The organism is Hydrogenophaga pseudoflava NBRC 102511, from assembly GCF_001592285.1.
GTDB classification, from domain to species: Bacteria; Pseudomonadota; Gammaproteobacteria; order Burkholderiales; family Burkholderiaceae_C; genus Hydrogenophaga; species Hydrogenophaga pseudoflava.
Genome location: NZ_BCWQ01000002.1, coordinates 191,291 through 209,378 on the forward strand (window position 1 = coordinate 191,291; position 18,088 = coordinate 209,378).

Genomic DNA, 18,088 nt, shown 5'->3' on the forward strand with positions numbered 1-18,088 from the left:
GGGACTCAGTTCGCGTGCTTCTTGCGGTAGTCGTCCACCGCGGCCTTGATGGCGTCTTCGGCCAGGATGGAGCAGTGGATCTTGACCGGCGGCAGGGCCAGTTCTTCGGCGATCTCGCTGTTCTTGAGGGCCGCGGCTTCGTCCAGCGTCTTGCCCTTGACCCATTCGGTCACCAGCGAGCTGGACGCGATGGCTGAACCGCAGCCGTAGGTCTTGAAGCGTGCGTCTTCGATCACGCCCGTCTGCGGGTTCACCTTGATCTGCAGCTTCATCACGTCGCCGCAGGCAGGTGCGCCCACCATGCCGGTACCGACGGATTCATCACCCTTGTCGAAAGAGCCGACGTTGCGGGGGTTTTCGTAGTGGTCAACGACTTTTTCAGAATAGGCCATGGTTGTTCTCCTTCAGTGCGCTGCCCACTGGATGGTGGACAGATCGACGCCATCCTTGAACATTTCCCAAAGGGGGGAGAGTTCACGGAGCTTGGCGACGTTTTCCTTGATGGTGGCGATCGCGTAGTCGATCTCTTCTTCGGTGGTCCAGCGGCCAATGGTCATGCGCAGGCTGCTGTGGGCCAGCTCGTCGCTGCGGCCCAGGGCCCGCAGCACGTAGCTGGGCTCCAGGCTGGCCGAGGTGCAGGCCGAACCCGACGACACCGCCAGACCCTTGATACCCATGATCAGCGATTCGCCCTCGACGTAGTTGAAGCTCATGTTCAGGTTGTGGGGCACGCGCTGCGTCTCGTGGCCATTGATGAACACCTCCTCGATGTCCTTCAGGCCGGCGACCATGCGGTCGTGCAGCGCGCGGATGCGCACGTTCTCGGCGTGCATCTCTTCTTTGGCAATGCGGTAGGCCTCGCCCATGCCCACGCACTGGTGGGTGGGCAAGGTGCCCGAGCGCATGCCGCGCTCGTGGCCACCACCGTGCATCTGCGCCTCGATGCGGATGCGCGGCTTGCGCCGCACGTACAGCGCGCCAATGCCCTTGGGACCGTAGGTCTTGTGGCTGGTCAGGCTCATCAGGTCCACCGGCAGAGTCTGCAGGTCAATGTCCACCCGGCCGGTGGCCTGCGCCGCGTCCACGTGAAAGATCACGCCCTTCTCGCGGCAGATGGTGCCGATGGCGGCGATGTCCTGGATCACTCCGATTTCGTTGTTCACGAACATGACCGAGGCCAGGATGGTGTCCGGGCGGATTGCGGCCTTGAAGGCCTCCAGGTCCAGCAGGCCATCGGCCTGGACATCCATGTAGGTCACCTCGAAGCCCTGGCGCTCCAGCTCGCGGCAGGTGTCCAGCACGGCCTTGTGCTCGGTTTTGACCGTGATCAGGTGCTTGCCCTTGGTCTTGTAGAAGTGCGCGGCGCCTTTGAGGGCGAGGTTGTTGGACTCGGTGGCGCCCGAAGTCCAGACGATCTCGCGCGGATCGGCGTTGATCAGCGCCGCCACCTGCTCGCGGGCGGTTTCGACAGCCTTTTCGGCTTCCCAGCCCCAGGCGTGGCTGCGTGAGGCCGGGTTGCCGAAGTGCTCGCGCAACCAGGGAATCATCGCGTCCACCACCCGAGGGTCGCAGGGGTTGGTGGCGCTGTAGTCCATGTAGATCGGGAAATGCGGCGTGCTCATGGCGGCAGATTTTCAGTAATTTGGAATCGTGGGACCAGAAGGATGCCCGCCCCGAATGGGTGGGCATGCCAAAGGCGAGGCTGGTGCAAGCACCAGCCGTGCTCGTCATTTGGAGAGTGCGGCGCCTCCGAGCGCGAACACCGAGTTCGGCGCGTTGACGCGAATCGGCTTGACCACCGGGGCGCTGGAAATCGCGCGCTTGATCATGGGGGCATTCTCGACCACCACGCCCTTGGCGATCTGTTCGTCCACCAGCGACTGCAGCGAGACCGAATCGAGGAAGTCGACCATTCTGGCGTTCAGCTGAGCCCACAGCTCGTGCGTCATGCAGCGGTTGCCCTCACCCAGGCAGTTTTCCTTGCCACCGCACTGGGTGGCGTCGATGGGTTCGTCCACCGACACGATGATGTCGGCGACCGTGATCTCTGCTGCCTTCCGGCCCAGCGTGTAGCCGCCGCCAGGGCCGCGGGTGGACTCCACCAGCTCGTGGCGGCGCAGTTTGCCAAACAACTGCTCAAGGTAGGACAGCGAAATCTGCTGGCGCTGGCTGATGGCGGCCAGCGTGACGGGGCCATTGTTCTGGCGCAAGGCCAGGTCGATCATGGCTGTGACCGCGAAGCGGCCTTTGGTCGTGAGGCGCATGGGGTGCTCCTGAATCGTGAGGTTTGGCTGCCGTTGTAGAACCGGGCGGACGTCTTGAGACACCCACTCGACCGCTTCTCCACCCACCCCAGCCACCGTGGTGGCTGCAACGTCAACTTGGTATCCGACTGTTTTTATCGAGTATACACCAATAGCCAAGTGTTTCTCTCGGGTTACCCGCTGCCCGCCGGGTCGTGCCGCTGCAGAGGGAAGAGGAAGCGCACGCACGTCCCGGGCGCGGCCTCCTCAAACGACACCAGCACACCGAGTTCGGCCGCTCGCAGCCGGATGTTGCCCATCCCGCGCCCGCCCCCGCCAGACAAACCGCCGTCAAGCCTGCCCAGTCCAACGCCATCGTCGGACACACACAGCTCGACCTGCCCGCCCAGGTCCCGTGTGCTCACCGTGACCCGCCCGGCCTGCGCGTGCTTGAGCACGTTCGCAAAAACCTCCTGCAGACAACGGAACACATGCAACACGCCCCGGGCCTCCAGCCCTGGAATCGGTGGCACCTCCTGCACCTGCCAGACCAACTCCACCCCGGCCGCCAGCATCGCCGGCGCAATGCGCTGGCGCAAGGTGCCCAGGATGGTGGGTAGGTCGCCGTCCATGGGCTCGAGGGAATCCAGGGTCATGCGCAGATCTTCCAGCGCATGGTGGAGCATGGCCGCCATCGCCGCGGTGTCGACCTGGGGTCCGCCGCCACGGACCACGTTGAGCGCCTGCACCAGTTGGCTGCCCAGGCCATCGTGCATGTCGCGCGTGAGGCGGCGGCGCTCGGCCTCCAGCACACGCTGGCTCTCCACGTGGCGCAAACGCTCGAACAGCCGCTGCAACTCGACCTCTCTCTCCCCCACCTTGCGCGAGAGTTCGGTGTTGAGCAGCCGAACCTGCTCCATGGCCGCCGACACCCGGCGCACCATCACCCAGCCCAGGGCGTACATCAGCATCAGCGACCCCACCGTCATCCAGCGGATGTCGGCATCGCCAGGAAAACCCATGTTCACAACGGCAAAGTCGCGCACGCCAGTGGCCATGGTGGCAGCACCAAACACGATGGTGAGCCGCTGGTTGGCATCGAGCCCCCAGCGCGCCCGGTGGAACAGCTTCACGAGTGCCACCGCCGAGGTCAGTGTGATCACAGCCATCCAGATCCAGTACATGGCGTAGCTGTCGACGTACACCGTGACCGCCAGCCAGAACGGGCCGAGCCACAACAGTCCATTGACAAAGCTGCGGATCAGCCCCTGCCGGTAGTCGAACAGGTCCCACATGAAGAGATACAAAAACCCGCAGTAGGCCGTGAACGAGAGCTTCTGCAGGTAGTACCAGACCTCGAAGGACATCGGCGGCGTTTCCAGCGGCGACAGCCCCAGCCGCACCGCCCATGCGAAGGTGGCCGCCGCCAGCAGGCCAAACAGCCGTTCGCGGGTGTTCAGCCACAGGAGCAGCGCCATCAGGCCGAGCATCAGCGACACGGCGGCCACCATCCAGGTCACGTACACCTGCCACCACATCAGGTCAGCATGGCGCTGGACCAGCGCATCGGCCCGGCCGATCTGCACCTGCGACAGCCCGCTCTTGCGCAGCGGCTGACCTCGCACCTCGATCTCGATTCGGTTGTCGGCCTGCTCGGCCGCCAGCCAGGCGCGCGGCAGATGCACGATCTGGGGCACGAGGGAGGTGTCCACAAAACCCTCGTACGACCAGAAACGGTCGGCGACTTCCTGCCCGTTGAGCCAGACCCGGTACCGGGCCCCGACCCGCGGCAGCAGCATGGCCAACGGAGCCTGGTCGTCGCCGCTGTAGGACAAGCCGGCAGGCCACGGCAACCGGTACCGCGCTTCGCCTTCCCAGCGGGGCAACTGCTCATCCCAGACATGGGGCAGCGCCACCTCCGACACCTGCAACACGCCGGCCTGCCGGTGCTCCACCAGGGCCTGCCGGACCACCAGGGCGCCCTCCACCGGGGTGGTGCGCGACACCCAGGCCAGACCGGCAATGCCCACCGCCAGCAGCATGCCCGCCCACCAGTAGGCCGGCGTCGCCAGCAGCCGCCGGGTCAGCGCCCCCGCCCAGCTCACAGCAGACCTCGTTCCTGCGCGGCGCGGACCACCTGGACCCGGCTGTGAACCGCCAGCTTGCGGTAGAGGTTCTTGATGTGCGAGCCCACCGTGGCGGGCGATATGAACAGCCGCTGGGCGATTTCCTTGTTGACGTAGCCCTGTGCGACCAGCCGGAGCACCTCGGTCTCCCGGTCCGAGAGCAGGACTTCCTGCAACTCCTGGGCCGCGGTCGGCACCTCTTGCACCCAGCGGAACTGACGCAGCAGCATGCGCGCCAGCAAGGGCGAGATCGGCGCCCCGCCGGCCCGGATCTGTTCGATGGCGGTGACCAGTTCCTCTGGCGTGCAGCCTTTGAGCACATAACCGGTCGCCCCGGCCTGCAGCGCGGCCACGAGGCGGGACTCATCGCCAAACACGGTGAATACCAGCAGTTCGGCGTCAGGATGTTCGACGGCGAGCCAGTGCAGCAGATCCTCACCCCGCCCATCGGGCAGGCCAAGATCGACCAGAAACACATTGGCGTTGGCATGCAGCGCGTGTTCCAGCGCGTGGCGGCGGCTCACCGACACGCCAACCAGTTGCCACTGTGGCCGGGACAACAAGGCCTGCCGGACGAAGTGCTGGATGGCGGGATCGTCTTCGATCAGGTAAATGCGCGTTTCATCGTCCATCTGTGCGGACTGCTGCGACCCTCGCGATGCGGTGTTCATGCGTGAACGAAAGGTGTTGTTGTGAGCGCCCCCCGGCATCTGCATGCCGCCCCCTTCGCGGCGCCCCGGCCGGTATTGTGCGGCAGCTGCTCAGGCGACCTTGTCCTGTCCGGAAGCGCCGAACAGACGCTCCTTGAGCCGGGTCAACTGGTCTCGCACAGACGCCGCCTTCTCGAACTCCAGGTTGCGCGCGTGCTCCAGCATCTGCTTTTCCAGCCGCTTGATTTCCCGCGCAGCGTCCTTTTCGTCCAGCGCCTCCAGGTCGGCCTTCTGCGCGCTGGCCGCCGCCAGGCGGTCCGCCTCCCGTCCCGCCTTCTCGCTGTAAACGCCGTCGATCAGGTCCTTGATGCGTTTGACCACACCCTTGGGCGTGATGCCGTTCGCCTCGTTGAACGCGATCTGCTTGGCCCGGCGCCGCTCGGTCTCGTCCATCGCCCTCTTCATCGAGTCGGTGATGCGGTCGGCATACAGAATGGCCTTGCCGTTGAGGTTGCGTGCCGCGCGGCCGATGGTCTGGATCAGCGAGCGCTCGGCGCGCAGGAAGCCTTCCTTGTCGGCATCCAGAATGGCCACCAGCGACACCTCGGGAATGTCCAGCCCCTCGCGCAGCAGGTTGATGCCCACCAGCACATCGAAGGCGCCCAGGCGCAGGTCGCGGATGATCTCGACCCGCTCGACCGTGTCCACGTCGCTGTGCAGATAGCGCACCTTGACCCCGTTCTCGGTCAGGTAGTCGGTCAGTTGCTCGGCCATGCGTTTGGTCAGCGTGGTGATGAGCACCCGCTCACCCTGCTCCACCCGGATGCGGATCTCCTGCAGCACATCGTCCACCTGGTGGGTGGCCGGCCGCACCTCGACCACGGGGTCGACCAGGCCTGTGGGACGCACCACCTGCTCCACCACCTTGCCGGCGTGCGTCTTCTCGTAGTCGGCCGGCGTGGCCGAGACGAAGATGCACTGGCGCATGCGCTGCTCGAACTCCTCGAACTTCAGCGGCCGGTTGTCCAACGCGCTGGGCAGCCGGAACCCGTATTCCACCAGCGTGGTCTTGCGCTGGCGGTCGCCGTTGTACATGGCGTTGAGCTGGCCGATCATCTGGTGGCTCTCGTCCAGGAACATGATGGCGTCGCGCGGCAGGTAGTCGGTCAGCGTGGCTGGCGGGTCGCCCGGCGCACTGCCGGCCAGGTGGCGCGAATAGTTCTCGATGCCCTTGCAGTGGCCGACCTCGCTGAGCATCTCGATGTCGAAGCGCGTGCGCTGCTCCAGCCGCTGGGCTTCGACCAGTTTGCCCATGCCCACCAGCTGCGCCAGCCGCTCGCGCAGCTCTTCCTTGATGGCCTCGACGGCGCTGAGCACCTGCTCGCGCGGCGTCACGTAGTGGCTGCTGGGGTAGACGGTGAAGCGCGGGATCTTCTGCCGCACCTTGCCCGTGAGCGGGTCGAACAGCTGGAGACTCTCGACCTCGTCGTCGAACAGCTCGATGCGGATCGCCATCTCCGAGTGTTCGGCCGGGAACACGTCGATGGTGTCGCCGCGCACGCGAAACTTGCCTCGGGAAAAGTCTTGCTCGTTGCGGCTGTACTGCATGCGCACCAGCTGTGCGATCAGGTCGCGCTGGCCGGCCTTGTCGCCCACGCGCAGCGTCATCACCATCTGGTGGTAGCTCTCGGGCTTGCCAATGCCATAGATGGCCGAGACGGTGGCCACGATCACCACGTCGCGCCGCTCCAGGATGCTCTTGGTGCAACTCAGCCGCATCTGCTCGATGTGCTCGTTGATCGCACTGTCCTTCTCGATGAACAGATCGCGCTGCGGCACATAGGCCTCGGGCTGGTAGTAGTCGTAATAGCTGACGAAGTACTCGACCGCGTTCTTGGGGAAGAACTCGCGGAATTCGGAGTACAGCTGCGCAGCCAGCGTCTTGTTGGGCGCGAACACGATGGCCGGGCGCCCGATGCGGGCGATCACGTTGGCCATGGTGAAGGTCTTGCCCGAGCCGGTCACGCCCAGCAGGGTCTGGAACACCTCGCCGTCCTCGATGCCTTCGACCAGTCCGGCGATCGCTGTGGGCTGGTCGCCGGCCGGCGGGTAAGGCTGGAACAGCTCGAACGGGGAATCGGGGAAGCGGACGAAGGTGCCGTCCTGCTTTTCCGTGATGACTTCAGAGAGATCCGGCATGGGCGCAGTCAACGAGTGGTGGGGAGCGGCCGTTAAAATTGGCCGAACCCGGCACACTACACCACGCCCGGACTCTTCGCTACTGACAACCTTTCAAGGATTTTCATGTCCCTGTTTTCCGCCGTCGAAATGGCCCCCCGCGACCCCATCCTGGGTCTGAACGAACAATTCGCTGCCGACACCAACCCCAGCAAGGTCAACCTGGGCGTGGGCGTGTACTTCGACGACAACGGCAAGCTGCCGCTGCTGCAGTGCGTGCAGGCCGCGGAGAAGGCGATGATGGACAAACCCGCCGCCCGCGGCTACCTGCCCATCGACGGCATCGTTGCCTACGACAACGCCGTCAAGGCCCTGGTGTTCGGCGCCGAATCCGACGTCGTGAAGTCCGGCCGAGTTTCCACCGTGCAGGCCATCGGCGGCACCGGAGGCCTGAAGATCGGCGCCGACTTCCTGAAAAAGGTCAGCCCGGACGCCAAGGTGCTGATTTCCGACCCGAGCTGGGAAAACCACCGCGCCATCTTCCAGAACGCCGGTTTCGAGGTGGGCAGCTACCGCTACTACGACGCCGCCACCCGCTCGGTGAACTTCGAGGGCATGCTGGCCGACCTGAACGCCGCCGCCCCCGGCACCATCGTCGTGCTGCATGCCTGCTGCCACAACCCCACCGGCTACGACATCACCGCAGCCCAATGGGACCAGGTGATCGCCGCCGTCAAGGCCCGTAATCTGACCGCCTTCCTGGACATGGCCTACCAGGGCTTCGGCCACGGCATCGCCGAAGACGGCGCCGTGATCGGCAAGTTCGTGGCCGCCGGCCTGAACATCTTCGTCTCCACCAGCTTCTCCAAGAGCTTCAGCCTGTACGGCGAGCGCGTCGGGGCCCTGTCGGTGGTGGCATCGGACAAGGACGAGGCCGCGCGCGTGCTGAGCCAGCTCAAGATCGTCATCCGCACCAACTACTCCAACCCGCCGACCCACGGTGGCGCGGTGGTAGCCGCGGTGCTGAACAACCCCGAGCTGCGCGCCCTGTGGGAAAAGGAACTGGGCGAGATGCGCGTGCGCATCAAGGAAATGCGCCAGAAGCTGGTCGATGGCCTGAAGGCCGCCGGTGTAAAGCAGGACATGAGCTTCATCACCACCCAGATCGGCATGTTCAGCTACTCGGGCCTGTCCAAGGACCAGATGGTGCGCCTGCGCAACGAGTTCGGGGTGTATGGCACGGACACCGGCCGCATGTGCGTGGCCGCCCTGAACAGCAAGAACATCGACTATGTCTGTCAGGCCATTGCCAAGGTCGTTTGATTTTTCTCACGCCCGTCTGCCAAAAGCCGCTCACCGAGCGGCTTTTTTTGTGTCCATTCGCACTGTTTACCCGATCTGGCCGGTCAAAACCACGCTTTCCCGGCGGCTGATTCCTTTCGCCAAGATGACACTACGGGGCTGCGAATTAGTGTTTTTCCCCTCTGGACAGGGGTGCCCTGCTGTTATATTGCACTGCAACATAACCTTTTCAACAGCCATGCTCTACCAGATCTACGAAACCCAGCGCTCGATCATGGAACCCTTCGCCGACCTGGCCGAAGTCACCGCGAAGCTGTTCAGCAACCCGATGTCCCCCCTCGGCCAGTTGCCGATGGCACAACGGATCTCTGCGGGCTACGACCTGCTGCACCGGCTTGGAAAGGATTACGAAAAACCGACTTTCGGCATTCCCACGGTGAACGTGGACGGTGTCGAGGTTGCTATCTACGAGCGCGTGGAAATCGACAAGCCGTTTTGTGAGCTGCGCCGCTTCAAGCGTTTCTCCGACGACACCGCCACACTGGCCAAGCTCAAGTCCCAACCGGTCGTGCTGATCGTGGCGCCGCTCTCGGGCCACTACGCCACACTGCTGCGCGACACGGTCAAGACCATGCTCAAGGACCACAAGGTCTACATCACCGACTGGAAGAACGCCCGCCTGGTGCCGCTGTCTGAAGGTGAGTTCCACCTGGACGACTACGTCAACTACGTGCAGGAATTCATCCGCTACCTGCAGAAGAACTACGGCAACTGCCACGTGATGAGCGTGTGCCAGCCCACCGTGCCGGTGCTGGCCGCCGTGTCGCTGATGGCCTCGCGCGGCGAGACCACGCCGCTGTCGATGACCATGATGGGCGGACCGATCGACGCCACCAAGTCGCCCACCGCGGTGAACAACCTGGCCACTCAGCGCAGCCACAGCTGGTTCGAGAACAACGTCATCTACCGGGTGCCCGACAAGTTTCCGGGCGCCGGCCGTCGCGTGTATCCGGGTTTCCTGCAGCACACCGGTTTTGTGGCCATGAACCCCGACCGCCACGCCAGCAGCCACTACGACTACTTCCGCGACCTGATCAAGGGAGACAACGAAAGCGCCGAAGCTCACCGCAAGTTCTACGACGAGTACAACGCCGTGCTCGACATGGACGCCGACTACTACCTGGAAACCATCAACACGGTGTTCCAGGAGTTCAAGCTGGTCAACGGCACCTGGGATGTGAAGGGCGCGAATGGCAAGACCGAACGCGTGAAACCTCAGGACATCAAGACCTCCGGCCTGCTGACCGTCGAGGGCGAGCTCGACGACATCTCCGGCTCGGGCCAGACCGCCGCCGCCCACGAACTGTGCACCGGCATCCCCAAGACCCACCAGATGCACTACGAAGCCAAGGGCGCGGGCCACTACGGCATCTTCAGCGGCCGCCGCTGGCGCGAAATGGTCTACCCGGTGGTCAAGAGCTTCATCCTGTCCCACCAGCCTGTCAAGGCCACCGATGCGGCCACCACCAGCCTGGCACCGGTCGCCAGCCCCGCAAAGCCGGCCCCTGCCAAAACCGCGCGGGCGAAAAAGGCCGTTCCCGCCCCGGTTGCCGCGGCGCCCGCCGCCAAGCGTCCTGTGGCCAAGAAGGCCGCGCGCAAGACCTCCTGACAGCGCCCCGGGGCCCCGGGGCCCCGGGTGCCCCGGGTACACTCGCGCCCCATGAACGAACTGGCCCGGCGCATCGATGCCGCACTGCCCCAGACGCAGTGCACCCGCTGCGGCTACCCCGACTGCGCGAGCTACGCGCAGGCCGTCGCTGCGGGCGAGGCCGGCATCAACCAGTGCCCCCCGGGTGGGCGCGAGGGCATCGAGCGGCTGGCGGCGATCACCGGACAGACGGCCAGCGACCTCAACCCCGCCAACGGCATCGAAGGACCGCTGACTCTGGCGGTGATCGACGAAGATTGGTGCATCGGCTGCACCCTGTGCATCAAGGCCTGCCCGACCGACGCCATCGTCGGCAGCAACAAGCGCATGCACACCGTCATCGAGCCCTACTGCACGGGCTGTGAACTCTGCATCCCGGTCTGTCCGGTCGACTGCATCTCGCTGGAGGTGGTCAGTGGCGAGCGCACCGGATGGGGCGCCTGGACTCCCGCCCAGGCAGAGCAGGCCCGCGAGCGCTACACCCGGCGCTCGATCCGGCTGGTGCGGGAGAAGCAGGAGCACGAGGCGCGCCTGGAGGCCAAGGCCCGCATGAAGCTGGCCGACCTGTCGGCGCACTCGCAGCACACCGATCCGGTCGTACTCGACAAGAAGCGGGCCGTGATCGAGGCGGCGCTGGCCCGCGCCCGCGAGCGCCGCGGGCAGGGCTGACTCAGGCCGACACCGTCAGCGACTTGTAGACACCACAACCGACGTACAGATCGTCGACCTTGGTGACGTAGGACATCTTGGTCTGCACCACACCGGTCTGCGGGTTGGTGATGTCGTACTCCACCCAGCCCGGTTCCAGTTCGGCCTGTGCCACGATGGCTTCGAACAGCGAAGCGCCGTCCACACCGGGAATGTCCTGCACGCGGCCGCCAACCTTCTCAGGATGACCGCCAAACGCGCGATAGGCCCCGCTGCTGTCGAGCGCGAAGACGTACATGTCGCGGTCGTGGAAGTTCTGCGCCGGGTCGGTGATTTGGTTCAGGAAGCCATCGCGACTGCTGCGGGCACGCAGTTCAAGTGCCCGCTGGACCAGCGCCATCGCCTCCTCGGCCGCACCCTGCTGGAGCTGGAAGGACGACACCGCCTGGGCCAGCGTGGCGGCCCGACCTTCCAGCTGGGTGGCCTGCTGGACCGCGCGCTCGACCATGCGGGCGTTGCGCTGCGTGATTTCATCGAGCTGCCCCACCGCGGACGAGATCTCGCTGAGGCCACCGCTCTGCTCGGCGCTGGCCGCCGAAATCAGCGACATGTTGGCGGCCACGCCGCGCACGCCGTTGACGATCTCCGTCATGCCTGTACCGGCGGCCCGGATCTGGGCCACGCTGGTGGAGACCTGCTGCCCGGAAGCCTGGATCAGTTCCCGGATCTCCCGCGACGACGCCGCCGAGCGCTGAGCCAGGCTCCGCACCTCGGCCGCCACCACGGCGAAACCACGGCCCTGTTCGCCGGCGCGCGCAGCTTCGACGGCGGCATTCAGCGCCAGGATGTTGGTCTGGAACGCCAGGCTGTCGATCACGCCGATGATCTCGTTCATTTGCTGGGCACTTTTCTGGATGCCCTCGACCGATTCGACCGCACGCACCATGGCCTGTGCGCCGCTCTCGGCGATGTCGCGGACCCGGGAGGCCTGCGCATCCGAGTCGCCCGCAGTCTGGGCATTGCGCTGCACCGTGCTGGAGAGCTCCTGCACGCTGGCGGCGGTCTGTTCCAGGTTGGCCGCCTGCTGCTCGGTGCGGTCGGCCAGTTCGCGGTTGCCGGTGGCCAGGCTCTTGCCGGCATAGGCGACCAGCGCGGAGTTGCTGCGCACCTCGGCCACCATGGCCGACAGGTTGCCGATCATGTCCTGCAGCTGGGACGCCAGATCGGCCAGTTCGTCGGTGCCACGCACCGTCACGCGGGTGCGCAGGTTGCCCTTGGCGGTCTCGGCCATCACATGGCTGACATGCCGGAAGTCGATCACAAAGCTGAAATAAAACGACGTGAGCAGGTAGCCCATGGCCGCCATGCCCAGAACGGCGGCGCCGATCGCCACCCACCGCTGGAGTTCCGCGGCCGCTTTGCGCTCTTCCAGCAGTTGCGTCAGTCGCGCAAGCACGGCGCCTTGGTAGGCCTGTGCCGCGTTGATGGCCGTGGTGCCTGCGGCGAAATACTCCGTGGGCGCCACGCTGCCGGAGCCATTGGCGGCACCCAGCGCAAGCGCCACGAACGATTCCGAGGCCTTGATGGCCTCTTCGGCTGGCAGGCCGGTCTGTCCGTAGCGCTGGGCGAACGCGGTGGCGAAGCGGAAGTCGTCGGTTTCACCTGCCAACAACTGCAGCTGGGAGCGAAGGCCCGCAGCGGCGTCGCCCATGCCTTCAGGCCGGCTGAGCAACCCGGCGCCCTCTCCCCTGAGACGGGCCATGCGCTCGGTCCATGGCACGGTGCGGGAGACCACGATGTCCATGAGGAAGTAGCTCGCAGGATCGGGATCGAACAGCAGGTGCGAGCGTTCGCCGGTGGTGTACATGAGCCGCTTGATGTCGGCGATCAGGGCGGTGTGGGTGTCGAACGCCTGCTCGCGCGATAGCTTTTCGGTGTCTGCCAGCCGCTGCACGCGGGCTTCCAGGTCGCGCCAGACCTGTGTGAGGCCCATTTCTTCGCGCGCCGCAGTCAGCGCCGCGCCTGCGGTGGCCAGTGTGGTGGGCAGGGACTCTCGGGTCTTGTCGAGGGAGGAACGCGCGGCCGCTTCGCCTGCCAGCAGCATGTTCGTCTGCCCCCGGTGGGTCTGCAGGACTGTCACCAGACGGCCCAGGGCAGAGATGCCCTGAACGCCCTGCGCCTCACCTTCCAGGAGGTGGATTTCGTCCGAGATGCGCTGCACCAGCGATACGCAGACCACCAGCATCGGAACAACGATCGCCATCGCGAGAATCCCCAGCTTGACGGGGAGTCTCATTTTGCGCATCAGCCATACGCCGGGCATGAACGGTTGGACTCGTGACATGGCTCATCAGCTCCTTCTCTCTGATCAGACTTCTATCGGCAGTTCGCTGGTCTTGTTGAATTGGGATAGACCCGCAAGCGACGTCTGTCAGTGAAACTGGGGCAGTCCGAGGGCCTTGGTGCCCCGCAGTCGTCGCCTTGCGACATCTGGGGAACCCCGTGAGGGGTGGCATGGTTCTGGTTGGGGTGTTCGTGGGTGCCCATGGCGGACTCCTCGGAATGCGGACGGTGAGGTGAGCCCCAGCGTAGGACAAGTGCCTGCCGCGCAATGCGCTGAAGAGCGCCTGTCTTCCATGCCTGTTCCAACTGCAGCCAGGCGACGGCACAATCCGCGCATGACCGCGACCGCCCATCTCCTCAAACTGACCGCGCGCCCCGAGGGCACCCCGTCCGTCGACCACCCGCGCCGGGAGCGGCTGTTACGCGGAAACCCCATGCGGGAAACCTGGAACCTGGTCGACGAGGGTCTGCCGGCCGGGCAGGTGTATTGCGGCGTCTGGCGCTGCGAGCCGGGGCACTGGCGCATCGCCATGGGGCCGACCGAGCGCGAACTGTTCACCGTGCTTGAGGGCCGCTGCCGGGTGCACGATGCGACGGGCGGCTTCGAGGAGGCCGGACCGGGAGAAGGCATCTACATTCCGCCCGGCTTCGAAGGGGCGTTCGAGGTGCTGGAGCCCCTGACCAAGACCTACATGATCTGCGAGTGAGCGCCAGATAAAAAAACCCCGCCAGGCGTGCACCCGGCGGGGCTGTCTCCTCGGCTTCTCGGTTTCAACCGGGTCGTGCGGCCAGGGCGGCAAAGGCGTTGACCACCTCGGCCGGGGCCTGCACCAGTTCAATCAGCACACCTTCCCCCGCAATCGGGAATTCTTCGTTCGCCTTGGGGTGCAGGAAGGTGATGTCAAAACCCGCCGCGCCCTTGCGGATGCCGCCCGGCGCAAAGCGCACGCCCTGGGCCGTGAGCCACTCCACCGCCACCGGCAGGTTGTCGATCCACAGGCCGATGTGGTTGAGCGGCGTGGCATGGACCGCCGGCTTCTTCTCGGGGTCCATGGGCTGCATCAGGTCAACCTCGACCTTGAACGGGCCGCTGCCGATGGCGCAGATGTCCTCGTCCACGTTCTCGCGCTCGCTCTGGAAGGTGCCGGTCTTCTCCAGCCCGAGCATGTCCACCCACAGCGTCTGCAGCCGCAGCTTGTCCGGACCGCCGATGGCGATCTGCTGGACGCCGAGCACCTTGAAGGGGCGTGGGGTGCCCTTCATTTCTCGAACTCCACGATCGGCTGATCGACGACCAAGCTCTCTCCCTTGGAGGCGAGCACCTTGCCCACCACGCCATCGGCCGCGGCGAACAGCACGTTCTCCATCTTCATGGCCTCGATCACGGCCACGCGCTCGCCGGCCTGCACTTTCTGGCCGACCTGCACCGCCACATCCACCAGCAGGCCCGGCATGGGCGACAGCACGTATTTGCTCATGTCCGGAGGGGCCTTGAACGGCATGAGCTGGTGCAGCTCGGCCATGCGCGGCGACACCACCATGGTCTCCAGCTTGGTGCCGTTGTGCTGCACCACCAGCGCCAGCGGGTTCTTGGCCGAACCGCGTTCCATCTGCGCGGTGAAAGGCTGACCGTTGCACTCGCCCGTGATGACGATGTCGTTCAGGCGCGAGGGCGAGCTGATCTTGAAGCGCTTCTCGCCCACAGTGACGGAGGCGTAGCCGGTTTCGCCGACGAACTCGTCCACGTGCACCGGGGTGTAGCGGTGCTGACCATCTGCGCCGAGGCTGATGACGGTGTAGTCCTTGCCCACCTTGACGCCATAACCCGGCAGCTGGCCGGAGATGCCGGTGGCGCGCTCGCGGCTCTTGCGGCGCACAAAAGCGGCCAGCGCCACCAGGAAGTCCGGGTCGTCGTGCGGCACGTCCTCGGCGCGGAAGCCGCTGGCGTAGTGCTGGGCGATGAAGCCGGTGTTGAAATTGCCCGAGACGAAGTCCGGGTGGGCCAGCAGCGCGGCCTGGAACGGGATGTTGCTGTTGATGCCGCGGATGACGAAACCGTTGAGCGCCTCGCGCATCTTGGCGATGGCGTCGTTGCGGTCCTTGCCGTGCACGATGAGCTTGGCGATCATCGAGTCGTAGTGCATCGGAATCTCGCCACCTTCGAACACGCCGGTGTCCACCCGCACGCCGTGCTTGTGCGCGATGTCGGCCTGCCACATGCTTTCCGTCGGGGGCGTGAAGCGCACCAGGCGGCCGGTGGACGGCAGGAAGTTGCGGAACGGGTCCTCGGCGTTGATGCGGCACTCCATGGCCCAGCCATCGCGCTTCACATCGGCCTGGGTGAAGGCCAGCTTCTCGCCCGCGGCCACGCGGATCATCTGTTCCACCAGGTCCAGGCCGGTGATGCACTCGGTCACCGGGTGCTCGACCTGCAGGCGGGTGTTCATCTCCAGGAAGTAGAAGTCCTGGTCCTTGCCGACCACGAACTCCACCGTGCCCGCGCTCTGGTACTTCACCGCCTTGGCCAGGGCCACAGCCTGCTCACCCATGGCCTTGCGCGTGGCGTCGGAAATGAAGGGCGACGGTGCTTCCTCGATCACCTTCTGGTGGCGGCGCTGGATGGAGCACTCGCGCTCGTTGAGATACAGCACGTTGCCGTGGCTGTCGCCCAGGATCTGGATCTCGATGTGGCGCGGCTGCTCGACGAACTTCTCGATGAAGATGCGGTCGTCGCCGAAGCTGTTGCGGGCCTCGTTCTGGCAGGCGGTAAAGCCTTCCAGCGCCTCCTTGTCGTTGAAGGCCACACGCAGGCCCTTGCCACCGCCACCGGCCGAAGCCTTGATCATCACCGGGTAGCCGATGCCCTTGGCGATCTCCACCGCGCGCTCGGCCGACGGAATGGGGTCGTTGTAGCCGGGGATGGTGTTGACCTTGGCCTCGTTGGCCAGCTTCTTGGACGCGATCTTGTCGCCCATGGCCGCAATCGAATGGGCCTTGGGCCCGATGAAGGCGATGCCTTCCTTCTCGCAGCGTTCGGCAAAGGCCTCGTTCTCCGACAGGAAGCCGTAGCCAGGGTGGATGGCCTCGGCGCCGGTCTGCTTGGCGGCGGCAATGATCTTGTCGGCCACCAGGTAGGACTCACGCGAGGGCGCCGGGCCCAGCAGCACGGCCTCGTCGGCCAGGCGCACGTGGCGCGCCTCCTTGTCGGCCTCGGAGTACACGGCCACGGTGGCGATGCCCATCTTGCGGGCGGTGGCGATGACGCGGCAGGCAATCTCGCCGCGGTTGGCAATCAGGATCTTCTTGAACATGTTGTTTTCTCCTCGGGCAATCAGAGGGGGATGTTCCCGTGCTTGCGCCACGGGTTTTCGATCTTCTTGTCCTTCAACATGACAAGGCTGCGGCAGATGCGCTTGCGGGTTTCGGAAGGCAGGATCACGTCGTCGATGAAGCCGCGCGCGCCGGCAACGAAGGGGTTGGCAAAGCGCGCCTTGTATTCGGCCTCGCGCTCGGCCAGCTTGGCTGGGTCCTTCTTCTCTTCGCGGAAGATGATCTCCACCGCACCCTTGGCGCCCATCACCGCGATCTCGGCGTTGGGCCAGGCGAAATTCACGTCGCCGCGCAGGTGCTTGGAGGCCATCACGTCGTAGGCGCCACCGTAGGCCTTGCGGGTGATCACGGTGATCTTGGGCACCGTGCACTCGGCGTAGGCGTAGAGCAGCTTGGCGCCGTGCTTGATGATGCCGCCGTACTCCTGCGAGGTGCCGGGCATGAAGCCGGGCACGTCGACGAAGGTGACCACCGGGATGTTGAACGCGTCGCAGAAGCGCACGAAGCGCGCGGCCTTGATCGAACTCTTGATGTCCAGGCAACCAGCCAGCACCAGCGGCTGGTTGGCCACGATGCCCACCGTCTGGCCGTCCATGCGGGCGAAGCCGACGATGATGTTCTTGGCGTAGTCGGGCTGGATCTCGAAGAAGTCGCCGTCGTCGACCGTCTTGAGGATCAGCTCCTTCATGTCGTAGGGCTTGTTCGGGTTGTCCGGCACCAGCGTGTCCAGGCTCTTGTCCATGCGGTCGATCGGATCACCGCTGGGGCGCACCGGCGCCTTTTCCCGGTTGTTGAGCGGCAGGTAGTTGTAGAGGCGGCGCAGCATCAACAGCGCTTCCACATCGTTCTCGAACGCGCCGTCGGCCACGCCGCTCTTGGTGTTGTGCGTCACCGCGCCGCCCAGCTCCTCGGCGGTCACTTCCTCGTGCGTCACCGTCTTCACCACCTCGGGGCCGGTCACGAACATGTAGGAGCTGTCCTTGACCATGAAGATGAAGTCGGTCATGGCGGGCGAGTACACGGCGCCACCGGCCGAGGGGCCCATGATCATGCTGATCTGCGGGATCACGCCGCTGGCCATCACGTTGCGCTGGAACACCTCGGCGTAACCGCCAAGCGAGGCCACACCTTCCTGGATACGGGCGCCGCCCGAATCGTTCAGGCCGATCACCGGGGCACCGACCTTCATGGCCTGGTCCATGATCTTGCAGATCTTCTCGGCGTGCGCTTCGGACAGCGCGCCGCCGAACACCGTGAAGTCCTGGCTGAAGACGAACACCAGGCGGCCGTTGATCATGCCGTAGCCGGTCACGACGCCGTCGCCGGGGATCTTCTGGTCCTGCATGCCGAAGTCCACGCAGCGGTGCTCCACGAACATGTCCCACTCTTCGAAGGTGCCTTCGTCGAGCAGCACTTCCAGGCGCTCACGCGCCGTCAGCTTGCCCTTGCTGTGCTGGGCGGCGATGCGCTTCTCGCCGCCGCCCAGGCGCGCCGCGGCGCGCTTCTTTTCCAGTTGGTCCAGGATGTCTTGCATGGTGGTCTCTCCGGTGAAATCGTTGT

General features: G+C 65.3%; 14 protein-coding genes. 4 read left to right on the plus strand and 10 right to left on the minus strand.

All coding sequences use genetic code 11. From position 1 onward, the window contains the following. Positions 1-5: 5 nt before the first annotated feature. The 6 genes from iscU to uvrB form a co-directional block, all read right to left on the minus strand. Positions 6-392, minus strand: coding sequence for a Fe-S cluster assembly scaffold IscU (gene iscU / locus HPS01S_RS03790; RefSeq protein ID WP_066151401.1), 387 nt, complete (start codon positions 390-392; stop codon positions 6-8). A 12-nt stretch (positions 393-404) separates the two neighbouring features. After that, a complete protein-coding gene (locus HPS01S_RS03795; RefSeq protein ID WP_066151403.1) occupies positions 405-1,622 on the minus strand; it encodes an IscS subfamily cysteine desulfurase in 1,218 nt (405 codons plus the stop codon). Positions 1,623-1,727: 105 nt separating this feature from the next. Further along, positions 1,728-2,264: a Fe-S cluster assembly transcriptional regulator IscR gene (gene iscR / locus HPS01S_RS03800; RefSeq protein WP_066151405.1), complete on the minus strand. Its 537-nt coding sequence runs from the start codon at positions 2,262-2,264 to the stop codon at positions 1,728-1,730. A 173-nt stretch (positions 2,265-2,437) separates the two neighbouring features. Next, positions 2,438-4,348, minus strand: coding sequence for a sensor histidine kinase (locus HPS01S_RS03805; protein WP_066151407.1), 1,911 nt, complete (start codon positions 4,346-4,348; stop codon positions 2,438-2,440). Beyond that, positions 4,345-5,040, minus strand: a complete 696-nt coding sequence (locus HPS01S_RS03810) for a LuxR C-terminal-related transcriptional regulator (protein WP_169803930.1) — start codon at positions 5,038-5,040, stop codon at positions 4,345-4,347. Before HPS01S_RS03810 ends, HPS01S_RS03805 begins: the two co-directional genes overlap by 4 nt. Before the next feature lie 90 nt (positions 5,041-5,130). Beyond that, a complete protein-coding gene (uvrB, locus tag HPS01S_RS03815; protein ID WP_066151411.1) occupies positions 5,131-7,218 on the minus strand; it encodes an excinuclease ABC subunit UvrB in 2,088 nt (695 codons plus the stop codon). 105 nt (positions 7,219-7,323) lie between these two features. Here uvrB and HPS01S_RS03820 point away from each other — a divergent pair, with 105 nt between their 5' ends. From HPS01S_RS03820 to rsxB, 3 genes are all read left to right on the plus strand, one after another. Beyond that, positions 7,324-8,520, plus strand: coding sequence for an amino acid aminotransferase (locus tag HPS01S_RS03820; protein ID WP_066151413.1), 1,197 nt, complete (start codon positions 7,324-7,326; stop codon positions 8,518-8,520). Between the two features lie 217 nt (positions 8,521-8,737). Then, positions 8,738-10,168 carry a polyhydroxyalkanoate depolymerase gene (locus tag HPS01S_RS03825; protein ID WP_066151415.1) on the plus strand — a complete coding sequence of 477 codons (1,431 nt, stop codon included), beginning with the start codon at positions 8,738-8,740 and terminating at the stop codon, positions 10,166-10,168. Between the two features lie 51 nt (positions 10,169-10,219). Beyond that, positions 10,220-10,876, plus strand: a complete 657-nt coding sequence (gene rsxB, locus HPS01S_RS03830) for an electron transport complex subunit RsxB (RefSeq protein ID WP_066151417.1) — start codon at positions 10,220-10,222, stop codon at positions 10,874-10,876. Between the two features lies 1 nt (position 10,877). Here rsxB and HPS01S_RS22405 read toward each other — a convergent pair whose 3' ends face one another. Beyond that, the gene (locus HPS01S_RS22405; protein WP_307172931.1) at positions 10,878-13,151 is read right to left on the minus strand and encodes a methyl-accepting chemotaxis protein; all 2,274 of its coding nucleotides are present in this window, start codon (positions 13,149-13,151) and stop codon (positions 10,878-10,880) included. A 382-nt stretch (positions 13,152-13,533) separates the two neighbouring features. Between HPS01S_RS22405 and HPS01S_RS03840 the strand changes: the two genes are divergently transcribed. After that, entirely contained in the window at positions 13,534-13,905 is a 372-nt protein-coding gene (locus HPS01S_RS03840) for a cupin domain-containing protein (protein ID WP_066151419.1), read from the plus strand. A 64-nt stretch (positions 13,906-13,969) separates the two neighbouring features. On the opposite strand, the gene HPS01S_RS03845 is transcribed toward HPS01S_RS03840, so the two are convergent. From HPS01S_RS03845 to HPS01S_RS03855, 3 genes are read right to left on the minus strand one after another with little or no spacing between them, the layout of a single operon-like run. Continuing rightward, positions 13,970-14,461 carry a VOC family protein gene (locus HPS01S_RS03845; protein ID WP_066151421.1) on the minus strand — a complete coding sequence of 164 codons (492 nt, stop codon included), beginning with the start codon at positions 14,459-14,461 and terminating at the stop codon, positions 13,970-13,972. Further along, positions 14,458-16,509 carry an acetyl-CoA carboxylase biotin carboxylase subunit gene (gene accC / locus HPS01S_RS03850; RefSeq protein ID WP_066151423.1) on the minus strand — a complete coding sequence of 684 codons (2,052 nt, stop codon included), beginning with the start codon at positions 16,507-16,509 and terminating at the stop codon, positions 14,458-14,460. Before accC ends, HPS01S_RS03845 begins: the two co-directional genes overlap by 4 nt. Before the next feature lie 20 nt (positions 16,510-16,529). Further along, positions 16,530-18,062: an acyl-CoA carboxylase subunit beta gene (locus tag HPS01S_RS03855; RefSeq protein WP_066151425.1), complete on the minus strand. Its 1,533-nt coding sequence runs from the start codon at positions 18,060-18,062 to the stop codon at positions 16,530-16,532. Between the last annotated feature and the right edge of the window lie 26 nt (positions 18,063-18,088).